This is a genomic window from Mesorhizobium sp. M1088, assembly GCF_040318575.1.
Classification (GTDB): Bacteria; Pseudomonadota; Alphaproteobacteria; order Rhizobiales; family Rhizobiaceae; genus Mesorhizobium.
This window is the reverse complement of the sequence record NZ_JAMYMO010000005.1, coordinates 74187-94561: the sequence shown is the minus strand read 5'-3', so window position 1 is coordinate 94561 and position 20375 is coordinate 74187. Positions and strand designations below refer to the sequence as shown.

Sequence of the window (20375 nt, the reverse complement as noted above, 5' to 3'; positions counted from 1 at the left end):
CAAGAAAGAAACTTGCGCCGCGCCGACCACTTTCGCCGATTTCCCGAAACGCAATCCTAAGCTGTTTCCAAATCCTTGGCATTTTTCCTTCGGTGAAACGCGCCAAGGAATCGCAAGGGAAGAGTAAGCATCGATAGATTGGGATGTGCCTTGCGCATCATTTTCCATGCGTAACGGTCTGCCTGCCGTTCCTGATCAGGATCCTGTCCAGATTCGACATGCTGCAGCGCGTGGTGTCCTACCTCATGATAGAGCGTTTTCTCGATCATGAATCTCCGAACTGCGTTCCCAATCCTGTGCTCGGATGGGCGTCGCCAGACAATCTCGATGACCGATACCGCCTGGAGGTAGGTACCGGCGAATTCGGGCTCGGGAGGTTCCGGGATTATGTAGATTCGCGAAATGCCAACCAGATCGGCTTCAGGTACATTTGCGAGCCAGCGGCCAACGTGCCGAGAGGCTTCAAAGCGACTGTCGAGCTTGCCATGCTCCAGAACAATGATGCCGCCGACCGAAGACCGCCGCCAGTCGTCCATTGTAAAGCGGACGATGCTGCGGAGCGCAGCTCGCATGAGGGGAGTTATCGGTCTTGCGAGCGAAGCCGACATATATCGTCGGGATGCGTCTTCGTTGATATCGTGCAGAGCAGTAGCGAGGCCCGCCACAAGCGTTGCGATTTCGTGATGGGAAACCTTGCCTAGATCGATCCTTGCAAGTTCGTGCTCGATCGCTGGCAATACTGCATTGCCAAATCCAACAAGATTCTTGTGAGCAACGAGCCTTCGCCGCATGTCATCTTGCATAAGGCTCCGGACGAAAGCCTGAACGGCATTTCCCACACCCGTTTCCCCGCCTTTACCCACAGCTAAACTACCGTGACAAAGAAGGAGAGAGCGAAAATATCATGGTATTGCGACGACTCCGCTGTAGCCTCTGAAGAGACACTGAGCGGCCGGCGCCACATTCCTTCTGGCGACAAGCCGTGTCCGCTCAGCGGGAAGGAACGCGTGTTTCGCCCCTCCATTCCGCCCAGAATAAAAGCTCTTACGCCGCGCCGACCACTTTCGCCGACTTCTCAAAACGCTTGCGCTCATTCGGATCGAGATAGAGCTTGCGCAGGCGGATGGTCTTCGGCGTCACTTCGACCAACTCGTCGTCCTGGATCCAGGCCAGCGCGCGTTCCAGCGTCATGCGGATCGGCGGTGTCAGCTTTACCGCCTCGTCCTTGCCGGCGGCGCGGATGTTGGTCAGCTTCTTGCCCTTGAGCACGTTGACTTCGAGGTCGTTGTCCCTGGAATGGATGCCGATGATCATGCCCTGATAGACCTTGACGCCCGGGTCGATGACCATCGGGCCACGGTCTTCCAGGTTCCACATGGCGTACGCCACCGATTCACCCTGTTCGTTGGAGATCAGCACGCCGTTGGTACGGCCTGGCAGCTCACCCTTGTAAGGTTCATAGGCATGGAACAGCCGGTTCATCACAGCGGTGCCTCGCGTGTCGGTCAACAGTTCCGACTGGTAGCCGATCAGCCCGCGCGTCGGTGCGTGGAAGACGATGCGCTGGCGATTGCCGCCCGAAGGGCGAAGCTCGACCATCTCGGCCTTGCGCTCCGACATCTTCTGCACGACGACGCCGGCATGCTCCTCGTCGACGTCGATGACGACTTCCTCGACCGGCTCCAGCAATTCGCCGCTATCGCCCTTCTGCATGACGACGCGCGGCCGCGACACGGCGATCTCAAAACCTTCGCGGCGCATCGTCTCGATCAGCACGGCCAGCTGCAATTCGCCGCGGCCGGAAACGAAGAACGAATCCTTGTCAGGTGATTCCTCGATCTTCAGCGCGACATTGCCTTCGGCCTCGCGCAGCAGGCGGTCGCGGATGACGCGGCTGGTCACCTTGTCGCCTTCGGTACCGGCCAGCGGCGAATCGTTGACGAGGAAAGACATCGTCACAGTCGGCGGATCGATCGGCTGCGCGTGCAGCGGCTCGGTCACCGACAGGTCGCAGAAGGTGTCGGCGACAGTGCCTTTCGACAGGCCGGCGATGGCGACGATGTCGCCCGCCTGCGCCTCGTCAATGGGCTGGCGCTCGAGCCCGCGGAAAGCAAGGATTTTCGAGATTCGGCCGGTTTCGACCTGGGTGCCGTCATGGTGCAGCACCTTGACCGCCTGGTTGGATTTCAGCGTGCCGGATTCGATACGGCCGGTGATGATGCGGCCGAGGAAAGGATTGGCTTCCAGGATGGTGCCGATCATGCGGAATGGGCCGGGATGAACGGTCGGGGCCGGCACGTGCTTGATGACGAGGTCGAACAGCGGCGCCAGAGCCTGGTCCTTCGGACCTTCGGGGTTTTCCGAGACCCAGCCGTCGCGGCCTGAACCATAAAGGATAGGGAAGTCGAGCTGCTCGTCGGTGGCGTCAAGTGCTGCAAAAAGATCGAACACCTCGTTGACCACTTCGACGTGGCGGGCATCTGGCCGGTCGATCTTGTTGATGACGACGATCGGCTTCAGTCCAACCTTGAGTGCCTTGCCGACCACGAATTTGGTCTGCGGCATCGGCCCCTCGGCGGCGTCGACCAGCACGATGGCCGAATCCACCATCGACAGAATGCGCTCGACCTCGCCGCCGAAGTCGGCGTGGCCGGGCGTGTCGACGATGTTGATGCGGGTGTCCTTCCAGTCGACCGAGGTCGCCTTGGCCAGGATGGTGATGCCGCGTTCCTTTTCGAGGTCGTTCGAATCCATGGCGCGCTCGGCGACGCGCTGGTTGTCGCGGAACGAGCCGGACTGTTTCAGAAGCTGGTCGACGAGGGTGGTTTTTCCATGGTCGACGTGCGCGATGATCGCGATATTGCGGATTTTCATGTTTCGGTCTCGGGAGCGTTGCAGGCAGCAGGCCAAAAGGCGCTGCCTCTTTCGGTTGGGCGGCTCATACAGGGTTTTTCGCAATTGCGAAAGAGGAGGCGAGCCACCAAATAAAGTCACCAAATCTTAAATGTCTTGGTGTGAAGTGGAATTATTAACCAAGGCGGAACCTTTCATGGTCCGGACAGTTCGAATTTCATGATCGAGACAGGCATCAAACTCCGGCCGATTTTGGCATGTACCGCGCTCGCCGTCCTCCTCGCGGCCGGCGCGGCGCAATCGGCGGCGTCGTTCAAGGAGACGCGGTCTGCTTTGCCGTCCGACAAGCCGTCGGCGGAGCAGCTTTTTGCCGATGCTCCCGATGGCGTCGATCCGGTGGTGACCGGGCCGGTCAGCGCCGCCTTCAAGCAGCGGCAGCAAAATGCCGGATGCGACAGCGCCGTCTGGCCCAACATTCCCGTCGTCTGCTATCCCGATTGATATACGTTCCTACCCTCGGGCTGGCCCGAGGGTAGTGGCGCCGTCGCTCACGCCGACCGCACCGGATCAAGCGTGACCTTGTAGAGTTCGCTGTCGTCGCGATCCATCAGCCGCACCGTCAACTGTTCGGTGGCGCCATCGATCTCGACGAGCCCGAAGAACTGCAGGCCGGCCGAAGGCGCCAGGTTTTGACCCTGTTCGGCAGTTGGTGCCTTTATGAACTTCAGCTCCGGGCCGAATGTCATATCGAAACCATTAGGCCCGAACGTCCCGGAATGGATCGGACCCGAAACGAATTCCCAAAACGGATCGAAGTCCTGGAACTGCGCCTTGTCCGGATTGTAGTAATGCGCGGCTGTGTAATGCACGTCTGCGGTGAGCCAGACAGTGTTGCTGATACCCGCATTCTTTATATAGCGAAGAAGGTCGGCAATTTCCAGCTCACGCCCTTTGGCCGGGCCATTGTCGCCATTGCTGACCGCCTCGGCCCCTACCTTCTTGGTGCCGTCGTTCCAGACGACGAGGCCGAGCGGCATGTCGGCGGCAATGATTTTCCAGGTTGCGTTGGAATTCGCCAGTTCACGCTTCAGCCACTTGATCTGCTGTTCACCGAGGATGCGCGATTGCGGCGTCATCGTCTCCTGCATATCCGGACCGTTGGGGCCGCGGTAGGAACGCATGTCGAGGAAGAACACGTCGAGCAGCGGACCATAGGCGATCTTGCGGTAGACGCGGCCGGGCTCCGACGGCTCGTAACGGATCGTCGTCATTTCGTGGAAGGCGCGCGCCGCACGTGCCGCCAGCACATGGATGGATTTTTCAGTGTAGCGATCGTCGGCGCTCAGGTCCTTCGAGTCCGACCAGTTGTTCAGCACCTCGTGGTCATCCCACTGATAGAAGGTCGGACAGATGGCGCTGAGCGCCAGCACATGCCTGTCCATCATGTTGTATTTCCACTGCGCCCGGTATTCGTCCAGCGTCTCGGCAACCTTGCGCTTCTCGTCGATCAGCACTTTGTTTTTCCACTTGCCGCCGTTGGGCAGGTCGACCTCGTCCTTCATCGCACCATCGGCATAGATCGTATCGCCCGAATGCAGGAAGAAGTCGGGCGTGTGCTTGGCAATGGTGGCGTAGGTCTTCATGCCGGTCTCGTCGATGCCCCAACCTTGGCCGGCGGTGTCGCCCGACCAGGCAAAGCGAATGTCGCGCTTCGAGGCAGGTGCCGTGCGGAAGCGGCCGACGACCGGCTCGGAAACGGCGTTGATGTCGGCAAGATCGGCCGCGACCATGCGGTAGAAGATGTCCTGGTCGGAGGCGAGATCGGTAAGCAGCCGCTTCACCGTATAATCGCTGGCCGGCGAGGTATCGAGCGGCGCCAGGCGGACGGCATTGGTGAAGCTTTCGGTCGGCGACACCTCGAACATGACGCGCGACGGCCGGTCGGTGCGTGTCCAGACCATGCCGCTGGTGGCGTCGACGTCGCCGGACTGGATGCCATGGGTGAAAGCCGGGCGCTGATTGGCGCGCGAGTAATAGGGAAGGGCGAGGCCCGAGGCGCCGACCAGGCCAACGGCGCTGGCCGACGTGACGAAAGCGCGCCGCGTCATCGAAATCTTGTTCATGGCTGTCTCCTGGATGGCATTGAACGTCGCCGCCAAGCTCCAGCTTCAATGTTTCAGGCACATTTCGAAACGATGAAGGTTTGATAACAGTGAACAGGCTGGCGAATCTCCCTCCTTGAGGGGGAGATGTCGCCAAAGGCGACAGAAGGGGGTCGTCTCGCGCGGAGCACCGACCTCTTGCATCGGCGATAAGGGGCCGAGCCCGGTTGGACCGACCCCCTCCTGGCCGCTTCGCGGCCATCTCCCCCTCAAGGGGGGAGATTAGCACGGCCGATTGCGCCCTACGCCGCCTGCGGTTCCGGATCAAACGCCGGGCGGCTGGTGTTGATCAGCAGCGAGATGCAGGCGGCGGCTATTGCCGTCATACCGGCGATCAGGAAGGCAAGCTCGTAATTGCCTTGCAGCTCGCGCATGGTGCCGCCGAAGAAGGCCGCCGTTGCCGCACCCACCTGATGGCCGGCGACGATCCAGCCGAAGACGATCGGCCCGCTGCGGTCGCCGAACGCCTCGTTGGAAAGCCTGAGCGTCGGCGGCACGGTGGCGATCCAGTCCAGTCCGTAAAACACCGCGAAGATGATCAGGCTGGTCGCCGAGAAGCCGGAATAGGGCAGATAGATCAGCGACAGGCCGCGAATGCCATAATAGACGCCGAGCAGCTTGCGCGGGTCGAAACGGTCGGTGAGCCAGCCCGACAGCGTCGTGCCGATAAGGTCGAAGATGCCCATCATCGAGAGCAGGCCTGCGGCCTGCACTTCGCCGATGCCCATATCGCCGCAAAAGGCGATCAGATGCGTGCCGACCAACCCGTTGGTGGTGAAGCCGCAAACGAAGAAGGTGGCGAACAGATACCAGAAGACGCGCGTGCCGGCGGCGCGGCGCAGCGTGCTCAATGTATGCGAAAGGAAATTGCCTTGCGAGGCTGGCGGCACCGGCGGCACGTCGTCGGCATCGGCGCCATAGCGGACCATGCCGATCGACGCCGGGCGCTCCGGCACCAGCATATAGACCAGCGGCACCAGGCAGGCGGTGGCCACGGCAATGGCGATGGCGACCGGCTTCCAGCCGCCCGACTGGGCGAGCGAGGCGAGCAGCGGCAGGAAGACCAGCAGCCCGGTGGCACTGGACGCCGACATCAGCCCCATCACCAAGCCGCGATTGGTCTTGAACCAGCGGTTGACGATGGTCGCGCCGAGCACGGTGGCGACGGCGCCCGAGCTGACGCCGGAAAACACGCCCCAGGTGAGGAGCAGATGCCACGGTTTGGTCATCAACAGGCTGAGCGCGGTCGATCCCGACATCAAGAGCAGCGCGGCAAGCAAGGTGCGGCGCAGCCCGATCCGCTCCATCAGCGCCGCGGCAAACGGCCCGGTCAGGCCATAGAGGAAGATGCCGGTGGCCGCCGCCAGCGACACCACGTCGCGCCGCCAGCCGAAACTGTTCTCCAGCGGCAGCATCATGACTGCCGGCGCCGAACGCAGGCCCGCTGCGATCAGCAGGCAAAGGAAGATGACGGCGACCACGACGAAAGCGTAGCGCTGGCCAAACGGGCGGGATTGAGCTATCATGTTACTGACCGGTACGTTGCAGGAGCGCGAAACATACGTACCGACCGGTAACATTGTCAACCAGCTAATCGGCAGACCAGGCATGAAAAGCATTGAACCAACGATCAAGGCCAATGACGCACCGCCGCCTCGCGCCGCCGAACGGATTCTCCAGGTGGCGCGCGATCTGTTCTACCGGCAAGGCATCAGGGCGATCGGCGTCGACGAGATCGTGCGGCGTGCCGGCGTCACCAAACCCAGCCTCTACCGCAGCTTTCCGTCCAAGGACGAGCTGGCCGCATCCTACCTCCGGCACTATGACCTCGAATTCTGGGAGCGTTTCGACGAGGCGGTGGATGCCCATCCCGGCGATCCGCGCGCGCAGATCGTCGCCTTCCTGACGCGTGTCGGCAAGCGTACGCAAAGGCCCGACTATCGCGGCTGCGGCATGACCAATGCCGCGGTCGAATATCCCGAACATGGCCATCCGGCCCGCGTCGTGAGTGAGGCCAACAAGCAGGAACTGCGCCGCCGCCTGCGCGCCATGGCGGCGGCGATGGGCGCCGGCGACGCCGAGACGCTGGGCGACGGGCTGCTGCTGCTGATCGAGGGCGCCTATATTAGCGGCCAGCTGTTCGGTGCCGGCGGACCGGCGCAGTCGGTGGCCCGCAACGCCGATCTTCTGATAGAGGCAAGTTTGAAGAAATAGTGTTCCGTTTTGCCAGACCACTGTGCGCAGCCTGACTTCCTCTAGGCTGCTGCTAAATTTGACGGTACGCTGCGCCCCCCGAACTGAGTTGTTCCGCCATGCGCGCTCTCTTGATCCCGCTTGCCCTCGCCGGTTTCTGCCAGGCGGCCCGGGCCGGCGACATATCCAGCGTCTATACCGATCTCGATTGGGAGAAGGACTGCGTCACCTATGCCCAAGCGGAAGAAGGCAACGGCGACTGGGCCGATCTCGCCTGTTCGGGCTACCGCGGCTACCCGGTGCTGGTTTCCTACGACGATGCGCGGGAATCGCTGTTCTACGGCTTTCCACCTGGCGATATGACCACGGTCTGGGAAAGCTTTTCCGGCCTCAATTCGGCTGGACCCAAGGTCGAGTGGCGGATCGAAACCAACGGCAAAACTGCCATTCCGTTCGCCGTCATTCATCGTCGCTCGATCAGCGATAGCGAGGGCGAGAACAAGTCGACGGAAGTGCTGATTGTGGCCAAGGTTGCCCAGCCTGACGCCCACGAAGGCTGCACGATCGGCCTTGTGCTCGCCACCGGCAATCCCGCGGCCAACGATCAGGCGCGCAAGCTTGCCGACGAGAAGGCACGCACCTTCGCCTGCGGCAAGGACAAGCGTGAGGTGCTGGGCGACGCGCCCGCTTTCGGCCGCGTCGACAACTGATTATTTGCGCCCGATAATTACTTGCGCCTGGCCCGCTCGATTGCCTCGACGATCATCTTCTTGGCATAGGCCGCATCGTACCAGCCTTCGATCTTGACCCATTTGCCGGGTTCGAGATCCTTGTAGTGCTCGAAAAAGTGCTGCACTTGCTGGCGGGTGATGTCGGGCAATTGCGTGTATTCGTGGACGTCCTCGTAGCGCAAGGTCAGCTTGGGCGAAGGCACAGCGATGACCTTCTCGTCCTGGCCCGCATTGTCCTCCATCACCAGCACGCCGATCGGCCGCACATTGATGACGCAGCCTGGCACCAGCGCGCGCGTGTTGCAGACCAATACGTCGATCGGGTCACCGTCGCCCGACAGCGTATGCGGTACGAAACCGTAATTGCCGGGATAGCGCATCGAAGTGTGAAGGAAGCGGTCGACGAACAGCGTGCCGGCCTCCTTGTCCATCTCGTACTTGATCGGCTCGCCGCCAATCGGCACCTCGATAATGACGTTGACGTCCTCGGGCGGGTTCTTTCCGCTGGCAATCGCTTCGATACGCATCGCTTTATCCCTCTCTCGATTGCAGATCGATAGCGGGCGACGGCGAATGGTGCAATGCGGCGAATGGTACGGGGAGATCGTCCGAACCGAAAACCGGCCGGATCATGCGCTGGCCGTCATTCCCAGACGAAAGCGACCTTCTTCAGCGCCTTCTGCTCGAAGATCTCGACGCCTTCGGCAACATCGCGGCCACCGGCGCCGGCATAAAAGGCAAGTGCGTTCTGATTGTCTTCCAGCGCCCAGACCACCATGCCTTTCAGGCCATGGTCGGCCAGCCGTGCCCGCGCGGCCGAGAACAGCCGGCTGCCGAGCCCGATGCCTTGATATTCCGGCCGCAGGTAAAGTTCGTAGATCTCGCCCTGCTGCCTGAGTTCGCGGGCGCGGTTCTTGCCGATCGTCGCATACCCGGCAATTTTGCCGCCGATTTCGACGACCAGGACGGTGGCAGCGCGGCGAATGGCATTCGCCCACCAGTCGGCGCCGCGGCGGTTGATCATCGATGTCAGCGTGCGGTGCGGGATGATGCCCGAATAGGCGCCGCGCCAGGCCTCGAGATGCACGTCGGCGATGGCGGCTGCATCGCGCGGTTCGGCTTTCCTGATGTCGATGCTCAGCGTATTCATGATTGGTTAACCATAAACCCGCTGCGCCCGATTGCAAGAGTCCGGTCAACCGCCGCGATGCTTTCACACAGCCGGACGGTGCGTCCTTGAGACGCTGCGAAACCGCTTTTGGCGAGATCAAATCTCGACCAGATGGTCGTCCAGTTCGTTGCTGTCGCCGGTCGAGACCGGAAAATGCTCGGCCAGTACCCCACCGACTGCTTGGATCGCCTTGACGAACCCGTCGGCAAGCCGATCGTCGCCGGCATGCGCCGTAAGGTCGCGGACGACACCGTCCCAGACATGCTGGCCGACACGAGAATCGATGCCGCTGTCGGCGACCACCTCGGCATAGCGCTCGGCAATCGAGACGAACACCAGCACGCCGGTGCGCGCCGTGGTACGGTGGACGTTGCGGGCGAGGAACTGCTTCATCGCATTGGCGTGGGCGGCCTGGTAGCGCAGCCGCCTCGGCACCAAATGGATGCGCAATGCCGGCAATGCCCACAACAGGATGAGCACACTGGCAAGCGCCAGAAGCTCGGCGATGACGAAATGCGGCAAGCGGATCGACAGCCACCAGGCTTCCAGCCCGTAACCGACGGCGAGGCTGACGACGAGCATGCTGAGCATCGCCATGAAAGCGGCCGGGAAGAAATAGCTGTCGCTGGCATGCGCCACGACGCAGTAGATCTCGCCGTCGGTCTTTGATTCGGCAGCGCGGATCGCATCGGCGATGCGCTCATGATCCTCGGGGCTGATCGGTCGTGTTGCCATGATTGATGTCTCACCAGCTTCCTGAAGAACCGCCGCCGCCGGACGAGCCGCCGCCGCCTGAAAACCCGCCGCCCGAACTTCCGGACGACCAACCGCTGCCGGAACTTCCAGACGACCAGCCACTGCCTGACGAGGTCCCGGACGTCCAGCTACCGCCGCCGGAAGATGACGAAGCTGGCCCACGGCCGTAGCGGAACGTCATGCCCAGCCACTTGTACACGCCCGGCGACAGCTTCGTGCCGAAGATCGGCGGCAGGAACGCCATTGCCAAGCCGCCGAAGAACATCGTCGCCCACAGGACGATGAACAGCATGAAGATGGGATCGACAGGATTGTCATTCGCCGGATTGCGCTTGCCGCGCGCCTCCAGTTCTTCGGGATTGCCTTCCAGCACCATGATCATGTCGTCGACGGCCTTGCTGATGCCGCCTGAGAAATCGCCGGCACGGAAGGCCGGCACCATGTCGTTTTCGATGATCAGCTTGGTGTGCAGGTCGGTCAGCGTGCCTTCAAGCCCATAGCCGACCTCGATGCGCATCTTGCGGTCGTTCGGCGCCACCAGAAGCAGGACGCCGTTGTTCTCCTTCGCCTGGCCGAGTCTCCAGGCGCGAAACAGCCGGTTGGCGTAAGGCTCGATCTCCTCGCCGTCGAGGCTGGGAATGGTCGCGACGACGATCTGGTCGGACCCTTTGGTCTCGAACTCGGCAAGCTTCTGCGTCAGCGCCGTCTCGGTCGCGGCATCGATGATGCCGGCGTTGTCGACGACCCGTCCGGTCAGCGCCGGCAGTGCGGCGGCGAAGGCCGCGAAGCCGACCAGCAGCACCGCCATGGCCAACAGCGCGGTGCCGATTATTTTGATGAAACGGCCGGATTCCAGCGGGCTGACGGCGTGTCTTGTCATCTCGTCACCAACTTCCCGAGGAGCCGCCGCCGCCGGACGAACCGCCGCCGCCGGAAAACCCGCCACCGCTTGAACCCGACGACCATCCCCCGCCGGAACCTCCCGACCAGCCGCCGGACGACCGCCGGTTTGGCTCGAAGGTCATGCCCAGCCAGCGATAGCGGCCGGGACCGATCTTCTGGCCGAAGATCGGCGGCAGGATGGAGGCTGCGAGGCCGCCGAAAAAGATGATTGCCCAGATGGCTATGAAGATCGTGAAGAACAGATCGTCGCTGTTGAACGGCGGCTGCTGGTTGCGTTCGCCGCGCGCCTCCAGCTCTTCGGGATTGCCTTCCAGCACCATGATCATGTCGTCGACGGCCTTGCTGATGCCGCCTGAGAAATCGCCGGCACGGAAGGCCGGCACCATGTCGTTTTCGATGATCAGCTTGGTGTGCAGGTCGGTCAGCGTGCCTTCAAGCCCATAGCCGACCTCGATGCGCATCTTGCGGTCGTTCGGCGCCACCAGCAAAAGCACGCCATTGTTCTCCTTCGCTTGGCCCAGTTTCCAGGCGCGGAACAGCCGGTTGGCGTAAGGCTCGATCTCCTCGCCGTCGAGGCTGGGGATGGTCGCGACGACGATCTGGTCGGACCCTTTGGTCTCGAACTCGGCAAGCTTCTGCGTCAGCGCCGCCTCGGTCGCGGCATCGATGATGCCGGCATTGTCAACGACCCGTCCGGTCAGCGCCGGCAGTGCGGCGGCAAGGGCGGTGAGCGGGAGGAGGAGAAGGCTTTGGAAGACGAGCAGGAAGGCCAGGCTGGCGTTCTGTCGCGCCCCCCTCTGTCCTGCCGGACATCTCCCCCTCAAGGGGGGAGATCGGCTGTCAGGGCTGTTTTCGCCAATCTCCAACGATGCAGGATGGGCGGTGAAGCCAAAGCTGCCAATCTCCCCCCTGGAGGGGGAGATGCCCGGTAGGGCAGAGGGGGGCGCTACGGAGTGCAAGGCCAATAGGGACCACGCTCACCGGCTGTTCTTCACCCGCCTTGCGTGGTGTTGGTGCCGAAATCGACCTTCGGCGGCTGCATCTTATCCTCCTCGATGGTGAAATTCGCAAACGGCTGGTTGCCGCGGAACCACAAGGTCGCCCAGATCACCGACGGGAAGGTCCTCAGCGTCAGATTGTACTCTCTCACTGCCTGGATATAGTCGCGGCGGGCGACCGTGATCCGGTTCTCGGTGCCTTCGAGTTGTGCTTGCAGCGCCAGAAAGTTCTGGTTGGCCTTGAGATCGGGATAGTTCTCCACCACCGCCAGCAGGCGCGACAGCGCGCTGGTCAGGCCGGCCTGGCTGTCCTGGAATTTCTTGAAGGCTTCCGGATTATTCAGCGTTTCCGGCGTCACGGTCACCTGCGTCGCCTTGGCGCGCGCTTCGACCACGGCATCGAGCGTGTCCTTCTCGTGCGCCGCGTAGCCCTTGACCGTGTTGACCAGATTGGGGATGAGATCGGCGCGGCGCTGGTATTGATTCAACACCTCGCTCCATGCGGCCTTGGCGTTTTCCTCAGCTGTTGGAATGGTGTTGTAGCCGCAGCCGGCAAGCAGCGGCAGCATGACGGCCATAACCAGGAACGCAGCTAAATTACGGAAGATTGGCGGCGAAGAAAGGCGCTGGGCAAGCATGATAAGTCCCCTCGATAGCATTGGCAGGCGAAGCATTAGCACAATCCTTGCGTAAGAAAATGACTTCGGCCGAGAAGTGTTACTGGTTTCTGCCATTCGCCGTCGGGCCCTGTGACAGACGAGGCGAACGGGTTAAGCTCGGCATAAAACGGGACATCACCATGGCGAAACGCCACGACAGAGACGCGGAATCGCGCCGCATCATCGAACGGGTGGCGCGCGAGACCGACCCGGGGGGCACCTCGTTCCTTGCACGAACGACTAAAGGCGCGCGCGACCACGTCACTGCGGCCGATGCCGACCGGTCGGACCCGATCGAATATTGGGGCACCCGCATCGGTCGGGCAGCGGGCTTGCTTATTGCCATTGGCCTGTTGATCTGGCTCGTGCTTTTCGTCACCAGGGGCAGTTAGGAAAAATCAATGAGTGCCGAAAAAACCGACGCGCCGCGCGCGGTCATCGTCGTCTCCAGTCATGTCGCCCGTGGCTCGGTCGGCAACCGTGCCGCTGTCTTTGCGCTGGAGACGCTCGGCTTTCCGGTTTGGGCGGTACCGACCGTCATTCTGCCCTGGCATCCGGGCCATGGCCGGGCCACCCGCATCGTGCCGCCGCTGGACCAGTTCAAGGCGCTGATGGCCGACCTCGAGCGCGCGCCGTGGCTGGGCGAGGTCGGCGCCGTGCTGTCCGGCTATCTCGGCGAGGCTGGCCAGGCCGAAGCCGTCGCTTCGCTGGTCGGCGCGGTCAAGGCGAAGACGCCGGACGCCCTCTATATCTGCGATCCGGTGATGGGCGATTCGGGCGGGCTCTACGTACCTGAGCCGACCGCAATCGCCATGCGCGACCGGCTGATGCCGATCGCCGATATCGCCACGCCCAACCGCTACGAGCTGGAATGGATGGCCGGAGCGCCGCTGCCCGACTTGAAATCGGCAATGGCTGCAGCCCTGCAGGCCGGCCCACCGGCCATGCTGGTCACATCGGCGCCGGCGATGATGGCCGGCGGCACCGGCAATTTGCTGCTCGCCGGCAGAGAGGCACTGCTTGCCGAACACCGGCTTATCGACAAGCCGCCGAATGGGCTCGGCGACCTGACGGCTGCCGTCTACCTAGCGCGGATCCTGTCCGGCCAGCCGGCCGCCAAGGCGCTGCAATCGACCACGGCGGCGGTCTACGAGATCCTGGCGCGGACCGCCAAGCGCGGCGGCGACGAGTTGCAGCTCGAGACCGATGCCCAGAGCCTGTCGCACCCGATGGCGATGGTGCAGCTTCGCCATCTGCTGCATCCGGAACGGGACCGCCGGGCGTGACGCAGGCCGAAGACGCCGTGCCCCAGGATGATGCGCCCAAGGATGTTGCGCCCGACCATGTTGTGCCCGAGAACGTTGTGCTTGTCGGCGTCGACGGTTGCAAGGCCGGCTGGATAGCCGTCCGCCGCGATCCCGATGCAGCACCGTCGACAGCCGTTTTCCCAAGCTTCGCGGCGTTGCTCGACCGACTGCCCGCCGACTCGTTGGTAGCGGTCGATATGCCAATCGGCCTGCCCGATTTCTCGCAACGAGGCGGTCGCGGCCCGGAGGCGCTGGTGCGGCCGCTGCTCGGGGCCCGGCAGTCCAGTGTCTTTGCCATTCCCTCCCGCGCCGCGCTCTACGCGGAGGTCGAAGCCTTCACCACGGTCGATGCCTGGTACGCCGCACATCGCAAGGCAAGCGAGGTGGCCAGGACGACCTCAGATCCGCCGCGCGGCGTCTCGATCCAGGCCTTCGGCATCTTCGCCAAGATCCGCGAGATCGATTCGCTGCTGATCGCGCGGCCCGAACTGCGCAGCCGTGTCTTCGAATCGCATCCGGAAGTTGCCTTCTGCAAACTGAACGGCGACCGCGCTATGCGCTTGCCGAAGAAGATCAGGGGCAACATCAATCCGGCCGGCATGGCCGAACGCAAGGCGCTGCTTGCCCAGCATGGTTATAGCCAGGATTTTCTCGACCAGACGCCGCCGCGCGGCGCGGCCGCTGACGATTTCCTCGACGCCGCGGCGATGATGGTGGTTGCCGGACGCATCGTCAGAGGCGAGGCAATGCCGTTTCCGGATCCGCCGCTCGCCGATCGTTTCGGCATTCCGGTCGCCATTTGGGCCTGAGGACCGGGGCGTCAGGAGCGTGATCTGAGCGCCTCGTTGAGTGCCCACATATCCTTCTCCTCGGGCGCGGTCTCCAATCCGAGCACGGGAACTTGCTTACGCAAATGGTCGTGGTGGGTGCGCACGCCATATTCGAGATCGGAGAGGTGAAAACCTCCGAAGGCTTCGGACAGCATGGATTCGTTGGACCATATCGAAAGCTGTACATCCTCGGCCAGCGTGTCGCGGTCGATGCGGTAGGATAGGTAGCGGGCTGCCGCCTGTTCCCTGGTCTCGTCGCGATAGCGGTAGATGGCGCCGCGCAGCAGCGTCTCACCCGTCGACAGCGGAAATTCCTGATAGAACTGCACCGATTCCGGCATGAGCGACAGCACGTTGTTCGGGAAGATGCCGTAGTAGATCCAGGCCTTGCGCAGGTGTTCCGGCAGGTGCTTCGCCTCAGGTGCGAGCTTGATGTACTGCGCGACGCTCCAGCGCCGTCCGGCATGCGGATTGTAGGTGGCGAACGAGCGCGACACGCCGTTGACGAACGGCTCGTCGAAATAGGTCGCACCGTAAAGATCCTGCAGCGCCGGATGCGCCATGGCGACATGGTAGCCTTCATTGTCGACATCGCGCACCGATTTCCAGTTGACCGGCGTCTTTTGGGTCCAGATGCCCCAGGACGGCACCATCTCGGCGACGCCGTAATGGGCAATCTCGGCTTCGATCGGCTTCAACAGCTCGGCCACCGATGGCTGCGGCCCACCCTTGCGGAAGCGGATGAAGATGAAGCCCATCCAGATTTCGAGCTCGAGCGGCATCAGGCCGAAATCGGTCTTGTCGAGGTCGGGGAAGGAACGGGGGCGGGCAGCACCGCGCAGCGTGCCGTCGAGATTGTAGACCCAGCCATGAAAGGGGCAGACCAGCGCATTCTTGCAAGTGCCGTGGCTGTCGGCAACGACGCGACTGCCGCGGTGGCGGCACATATTGTTGAAGGCGCGCACAACGCCATCCTTGCCGCGCACGATCAGCGCCCGCTCGCCGACCACATCCATCGTCAGATAGTCGCCGGCGTTCGGCACGTCGCAGACATGGCCGGCGATCTGCCAATGGTTGCGGAAGACGTGCTCTTTCTCGAGTTCGAGCAAGGCGTCGGAATGATAGCTCCAGCCCGGCAGCCCCCGCCGATCCCAATCGTTGGGGATTGCCACGTCACGCAGATGCGGGTTCATAAAGGCTCTTTATTTATTGAATGATCGTTCAATAAAAGCATATTTTCCATTGAAATGCAATGGCTTGGAAAAATGGGGCGAAGTCTTGACGGGAAATCGAACGGGATTCGAGAGCCCAGTCCGAACGATCGAAGCCGGGAAAATCCCGGGAATTCCAGACGTTAATCCCCTTACACTTGTTGAGCGCCCGACGCTCCGTGGGCCTGGAAAGGCGACGTGGATCTGGTGCCGTGGGTAGCGGAAAACGAGCAGAGAATGCCACCGGTGCTGCCAGCTACGCCGGATCGGTTTGCCCAGGAATGGCCGCGGGCTTGGTTTCATGCCGGTTACACAATCGTTAATTCATCATCGTTGGCCGGTTACAAGGTGCGATTAGGTTCGTTTCAACAGAGAAAAGAAGACGACCGAAGGAAACGACGATGCGTACGAAAATCCAGATCACCGATACCGACCTTCGCCAGCAGGGTCCCCAGCGTAACGACCGGCGCCCGAAGCTGGCGCTGCGCCAGCGCGCCAGTGATCATCCAATGGCGATGTTCATGCTGCTGGCGGCTGCCGCATTTGCCGGCATGGCGTTGACGCCGACCGTCGGTCCGGCCTTCGCCTCACTGAACCCGCCGGCCAACCTCATCGATGGCGCGACGACCACCACCAAGACGGCGCGCCTGCCGGCGCCGGAGATCGATTTTGCCTGCAAGGGGCAGGCCTGGGGCGCCGAGAGCCTGGACTGCCTGCGCGTCATCGCCGCCCAGTCGGGCAAGGCACGGCCGGTCCGCATGATCGCCAACGCCGCACCACTGGCCGATAGGCCGAACGTTTTTTGATTTTTTGCGAGCGCCCTCCAGCACTCCAGTCAGGCTCCCGCCGCAATGTCGGCCGGGAGCCTTTTTCTTCCGGGAGAGATCTCGGAGTCTAGCCGCCCAGAGCCGCCTGCTCGGCAATGGCCGAGAGCACGCCGCGCACATCCAGCGTGCTGAACGGCTTTTCGAGGATTGGCGGCCGCTGCGGCGCCGGCAGCGCCTCGATCTCGCCTTTCGCGCCGATCAGATCGCCGGTGACAAGCACGAAGCGCTGCGCCAGACCCGGCAATTCGGCGAGTAGCTCGCGATAGGCGGCTATGCCGCTGGTGCCGGGCATGCGCAAATCGGAAAACACGATGTCCGGCGGCACATGGCCGCTCAGCGTCGCGGCGGCCGAGACCCAGGCCGGCACGATCCGCGACTTGATGCCCATCAATTCCAGAATGTCGGACAGCGACGCGGCGACATCCGGCTCATCGTCTATGATCAGCGCGTGACGCAAGCCGCTCGACCGCGACGAAGCTTCGCCGGCGGCGGCCGCGCCGGCCGCGATCGCCGGCAGCTGCACGACAAAACGCACACCTCTCGGCGAAACCTCCTCGAACCAGATATTGCCATTGTGCCGCTCGATGATCGATTTCGAGATCGACAGGCCGATGCCGGTACCGACACCGACCGGCTTGGTGGTGAAATAGGATTCGAATATGCGTGAGCGTATCGCTTCCGGCACGCCGGGCCCGTTGTCCTCGACCGAGAATCCGGGATTGCCGCGGTCGCTGCGAAACGTCCGGACCTTGATCCGGCGGTCGCCGGCAACGCCGGCCAAGGCGTGCTGGCTGTTGATGAGGAAGTTGGCGGCCACCTGCGTCACGTGGTCGGCATCGGCCATGGCCAGCAACGGGCCGCTGGCGAAATCGGTGTCGATGATGATGCCGCTCGACCGTGCGCCATAGGCGGTCACTTCGAGTGCGGCGCGGATCACCTGGTTGAGGTCGGTTTCGGCCTGTGCGGCCGGGTGCAGGCGGACCATCGACAGGAAGCTCTTGACGATACGGCCGCAGCGCTCGGCAGCGGCACGCACCTTTTCGGCGCGCACCTTGGTTTGGGGATCGGCGGCGAATTCGTGCAGCAGCGTCGACTGGGCGACAACCACGGCCAGCGGATTGTTGAGCTCGTGCGAAACGCCGGCAAGCAGCGAGCCCATTGCCGCCATTTTCTCGTTCTGGTGCAGTTTTTCGCGCTGGCGGTTGATTTCCTCCTCGGCGCGCAATCTGTCGCGCAGGTCGCGGATAGAGCCGAAGATCAGCTGGCGATCGGCGACCCGCATCTCGGTTGCCGTCAGCTCGATCGGAAAAACCTCGCCGGCGGCGTTCTGGGTGACCGTTTCGAGCCGCTGGCCGACCATCGGCGCGCCGCGGCCCGACATGTATTCGGCGCCGGACGCATAGCCCTTGCGGTAATATTCCGGCACGACCGTGTCGAGCAGGTCCTTGCCGAGGATATCGCTGCGCCGATAGCCGAACATCTTCTCGGCGGCCGGATTGAATTCGATGATCGAGCCGGTCTCGTCGATGACGATGATGGCGTCGAGCGAGGCCTGCAGCATGGTGCGGCGAATGACGTCGCTGGCATGCGCGTCGGAGGGCGATCGTTCGATGGCATCGCCGATGGCGAGTGCCACCATGTGCAGCGCCGCCTCTTCCTGGTCGGTCCATTCGCGTTCGTTGACGCAGTCGTTGACCGCCAGCGTGCCCCACAAATTGCCGTGCGAAAAGACCGACACCGACAGGAACGACTTGATGTTCTGCTTTTCGAAATCGGTCCGCAGAAAGCCTTCGAGATCGCGTGTGTGCCCGGCGAATATCTTGCCTTGGCGCTCGTCCTCCGCCAGCCGTTCCAGCAATGGGTCCGAATCGACGACCGACTGCATGATGACGGTCGGTGACGCCAGTTCGCCGCCAAACCGGGGGGCGATCCAATAAGCGGCGACCGACTGGGCGAAGCCCTGGCCGGGCAGTTCGCGCAGGCGAAACAGGATGCCGCGGTGACAATCCATGGCTTCGCAAAGCGTTTGGAGAATACCTTCCATCTCGCGCTGCCAATCGCCGGCTTCGCGCAGCCGGCGAACCACATGCACGGCCACCATCGCCGCGCCCTGCCTGGCGCCCCGCGTGTCCGCGCCTGCTGTTTCAGCCGTCATGGTCATTTCCTGGCCGTGGCTTGCTCAAGCCGCCAGGCCTCAGTTATTTTCACCGACCGGCAGCGAGAAGATATAGCCTTCGCCGCGCACCGTGCGCAGGAATTTCGGATTGGCTGGGTCCGCTTCGATCTTCTTTCTCAGCCGCATGATGCGGATGTCGACGGCGCGGGACGATTCCGGGTCCTCGACGAAACCGATCGCCTCGGAGATCGCCGCCCGCGTCAACAGCCGGTTGGCGCGCGTCAGGAACACCTCCAGCACGTCGAACTCGCTCTTGGCCATGTCGATGACCGCGCCGTTGGCGCCGGTGACGAGCCTGCCGTCGAGATCGGCGTGAAAGGGTCCGAAGCTCACGGACCGGCGGCCGCCGGATGTTTCAGCCTTGGCCTTTTGTGGCTCGGTCGGCTCAGGAACGCGACGCAGCACGCTGCGCACCCTGGCCAGCACTTCGCGCAATTCGTAAGGCTTGACGATGTAATCGTCAGCGCCGAGCTCCAGTCCGACGATGCGGTCGAGCGCGGTACCGGCGGCCGTCGCATAGATGATGCCGATCGGCATTTTCGACCGCATCCAGCGGCCGAGCGACAGGCCGTCCTCGCCCGGCATTGCGATGTCGAGAATGGCCAGATGGAAGGATTGGGTTTCCAAAAGGTCGCGCGCCGCCGCCGCACTTTCGGCCGTGGCCACATCATAGCCGCTGGCACCTAGATACTCGGCGACCGCATCCCTCAGGTCGGGCTCGTCCTCGACAATGATAATTCGTGCCCGCACGATGCTTTCGCTCCCGCTTTCAGCGGAAAGTAGATTGGGTATAAACATGATGTCCAGCACTCTTCTTGGGTTGCCGTATGCGGGGTAGAAAATCATGGCTGCACGATCCGTTATCGCGCTTGTTTCCGTCGCTGAAGTAGTTGCGACCGATCTCGCCGATCATCTCGAGCGGCGCGGTCATGACGTCCGTGCGGCGCGACAGCCGTGGGAGGCCGAATCGCTGCTTTCGGAAAAGGGTATCGATGTCGTGGTTGTCGGCGACAGCGTCAGCCAGGCAGAGGGGCGCGACCTGCTCAGGCGACATGGCGGCGAAGGTGGACCGGATTTCATCCTGATCTGCCGCCCGGCCGATCTGGTCGACAAGGTTCTGGCGCTCGAACTCGGCGCCGCCGACGTCGTCGAAAGCCCGCTCAATGTCAGGGAGCTTGCCGCTCGCGTCGGCGGCCTTCTGGCTCGGCGCGGCAGGAGCGCCGGGGAACTGATCGTGCTGGAGAACGCGACCGTCGATCTCCGATCGGCCATCGTCATGCACCGCTCGGGCACGGAGGAACAGCTGTCCCCCGGGCAGGTGGCGCTGCTCAGGCTGTTCCTGGCCAGCCCGCGCAAGGTGCTGACGCGGGACGACATCATCGCCGCCGCGCCCGCCGAAAATGCCGAAGCCTTCGATCGGTCGATCGATTCGCGCATCGTGCGGCTGCGCCGCAAGCTCGATACCGAAACCATCACCACCATACGGGGTGCGGGCTACCGGTTCGATCCGCCCACGCAATTCGCCGATTGAAGACAGGACGGCCACCCTTTTGTCTTGAGCATCGGATTTTCCCAAACCGGTTTCCACTTTCGGGTCC

Annotated in this window: 21 protein-coding genes; 8 read left to right on the top strand and 13 right to left on the bottom strand. The window is 62.8% G+C overall.

Translation table 11 applies throughout. The features are described 5' to 3' along the window. Positions 1-56: 56 nt before the first annotated feature. The gene (locus tag NKH49_RS08540; protein WP_352613241.1) at positions 57-839 is read right to left on the bottom strand and encodes a M48 family metalloprotease; all 783 of its coding nucleotides are present in this window, start codon (positions 837-839) and stop codon (positions 57-59) included. A gap of 205 nt (positions 840-1044) precedes the next feature. Further along, positions 1045-2874 carry a translational GTPase TypA gene (typA, locus tag NKH49_RS08535; protein ID WP_352451241.1) on the bottom strand — a complete coding sequence of 610 codons (1830 nt, stop codon included), beginning with the start codon at positions 2872-2874 and terminating at the stop codon, positions 1045-1047. A gap of 198 nt (positions 2875-3072) precedes the next feature. Here typA and NKH49_RS08530 point away from each other — a divergent pair, with 198 nt between their 5' ends. Then, positions 3073-3354, top strand: coding sequence for a hypothetical protein (locus tag NKH49_RS08530; RefSeq protein WP_352613239.1), 282 nt, complete (start codon positions 3073-3075; stop codon positions 3352-3354). Positions 3355-3401: 47 nt separating this feature from the next. On the opposite strand, the gene NKH49_RS08525 is transcribed toward NKH49_RS08530, so the two are convergent. Continuing rightward, positions 3402-4976 (bottom strand): alkaline phosphatase D family protein, encoded by a 1575-nt coding sequence (locus NKH49_RS08525; RefSeq protein ID WP_352540899.1) that lies wholly within the window; start codon positions 4974-4976, stop codon positions 3402-3404. 281 nt (positions 4977-5257) lie between these two features. Next, complete coding sequence (locus NKH49_RS08520) at positions 5258-6541, bottom strand: MFS transporter (protein WP_352474677.1); 1284 nt, start codon at positions 6539-6541, stop codon at positions 5258-5260. Positions 6542-6623: 82 nt separating this feature from the next. Here NKH49_RS08520 and NKH49_RS08515 point away from each other — a divergent pair, with 82 nt between their 5' ends. Together NKH49_RS08515 and NKH49_RS08510 are read left to right on the top strand one after the other, a co-directional pair. After that, positions 6624-7229: a TetR/AcrR family transcriptional regulator gene (locus tag NKH49_RS08515; protein WP_352540898.1), complete on the top strand. Its 606-nt coding sequence runs from the start codon at positions 6624-6626 to the stop codon at positions 7227-7229. 98 nt (positions 7230-7327) lie between these two features. After that, the gene (locus NKH49_RS08510) at positions 7328-7918 is read left to right on the top strand and encodes a hypothetical protein (RefSeq protein ID WP_352613237.1); all 591 of its coding nucleotides are present in this window, start codon (positions 7328-7330) and stop codon (positions 7916-7918) included. A 17-nt stretch (positions 7919-7935) separates the two neighbouring features. Here the strand turns inward: NKH49_RS08510 and ppa are convergent, their stop codons facing one another. From ppa to NKH49_RS08480, 6 genes are all read right to left on the bottom strand, one after another. Next, a complete protein-coding gene (gene ppa / locus NKH49_RS08505) occupies positions 7936-8466 on the bottom strand; it encodes an inorganic diphosphatase (protein WP_352451245.1) in 531 nt (176 codons plus the stop codon). Between the two features lie 116 nt (positions 8467-8582). Continuing rightward, complete coding sequence (locus tag NKH49_RS08500; protein ID WP_023678138.1) at positions 8583-9089, bottom strand: GNAT family N-acetyltransferase; 507 nt, start codon at positions 9087-9089, stop codon at positions 8583-8585. A 117-nt stretch (positions 9090-9206) separates the two neighbouring features. Beyond that, complete coding sequence (locus tag NKH49_RS08495) at positions 9207-9845, bottom strand: TPM domain-containing protein (protein ID WP_352613235.1); 639 nt, start codon at positions 9843-9845, stop codon at positions 9207-9209. 10 nt (positions 9846-9855) lie between these two features. After that, a complete protein-coding gene (locus tag NKH49_RS08490; protein WP_352683761.1) occupies positions 9856-10674 on the bottom strand; it encodes a TPM domain-containing protein in 819 nt (272 codons plus the stop codon). Between the two features lie 76 nt (positions 10675-10750). Beyond that, positions 10751-11593 carry a TPM domain-containing protein gene (locus NKH49_RS08485; protein ID WP_352613230.1) on the bottom strand — a complete coding sequence of 281 codons (843 nt, stop codon included), beginning with the start codon at positions 11591-11593 and terminating at the stop codon, positions 10751-10753. 167 nt (positions 11594-11760) lie between these two features. Beyond that, the gene (locus tag NKH49_RS08480; RefSeq protein WP_352470713.1) at positions 11761-12405 is read right to left on the bottom strand and encodes a LemA family protein; all 645 of its coding nucleotides are present in this window, start codon (positions 12403-12405) and stop codon (positions 11761-11763) included. Positions 12406-12566: 161 nt separating this feature from the next. Between NKH49_RS08480 and NKH49_RS08475 the strand changes: the two genes are divergently transcribed. The 3 genes from NKH49_RS08475 to NKH49_RS08465 all read left to right on the top strand — a co-directional run bounded on the left by NKH49_RS08475 (position 12567) and on the right by NKH49_RS08465 (position 14542). Beyond that, entirely contained in the window at positions 12567-12818 is a 252-nt protein-coding gene (locus tag NKH49_RS08475) for a hypothetical protein (protein WP_352470714.1), read from the top strand. Positions 12819-12827: 9 nt separating this feature from the next. Continuing rightward, positions 12828-13712, top strand: coding sequence for a pyridoxal kinase PdxY (gene pdxY / locus NKH49_RS08470; protein WP_352470715.1), 885 nt, complete (start codon positions 12828-12830; stop codon positions 13710-13712). Between the two features lie 62 nt (positions 13713-13774). Continuing rightward, the gene (locus tag NKH49_RS08465; RefSeq protein WP_352613550.1) at positions 13775-14542 is read left to right on the top strand and encodes a DUF429 domain-containing protein; all 768 of its coding nucleotides are present in this window, start codon (positions 13775-13777) and stop codon (positions 14540-14542) included. 11 nt (positions 14543-14553) lie between these two features. Here NKH49_RS08465 and NKH49_RS08460 read toward each other — a convergent pair whose 3' ends face one another. Further along, positions 14554-15756: an aromatic ring-hydroxylating oxygenase subunit alpha gene (locus tag NKH49_RS08460; protein ID WP_352613227.1), complete on the bottom strand. Its 1203-nt coding sequence runs from the start codon at positions 15754-15756 to the stop codon at positions 14554-14556. Between the two features lie 419 nt (positions 15757-16175). Between NKH49_RS08460 and NKH49_RS08455 the strand changes: the two genes are divergently transcribed. Next, positions 16176-16580, top strand: a complete 405-nt coding sequence (locus NKH49_RS08455; RefSeq protein ID WP_352613225.1) for a hypothetical protein — start codon at positions 16176-16178, stop codon at positions 16578-16580. An 88-nt stretch (positions 16581-16668) separates the two neighbouring features. Here the strand turns inward: NKH49_RS08455 and NKH49_RS08450 are convergent, their stop codons facing one another. Together NKH49_RS08450 and NKH49_RS08445 are read right to left on the bottom strand one after the other, a co-directional pair. Continuing rightward, positions 16669-18756, bottom strand: a complete 2088-nt coding sequence (locus tag NKH49_RS08450) for a PAS domain S-box protein (protein ID WP_352613223.1) — start codon at positions 18754-18756, stop codon at positions 16669-16671. Positions 18757-18795: 39 nt separating this feature from the next. Continuing rightward, complete coding sequence (locus NKH49_RS08445; RefSeq protein WP_352613548.1) at positions 18796-19575, bottom strand: response regulator; 780 nt, start codon at positions 19573-19575, stop codon at positions 18796-18798. A gap of 46 nt (positions 19576-19621) precedes the next feature. Here NKH49_RS08445 and NKH49_RS08440 point away from each other — a divergent pair, with 46 nt between their 5' ends. Continuing rightward, on the top strand, positions 19622-20308 hold the full coding sequence (locus tag NKH49_RS08440) for a winged helix-turn-helix domain-containing protein (RefSeq protein ID WP_352569491.1): 687 nt from the start codon (positions 19622-19624) through the stop codon (positions 20306-20308). Positions 20309-20375 lie beyond the last annotated feature (67 nt).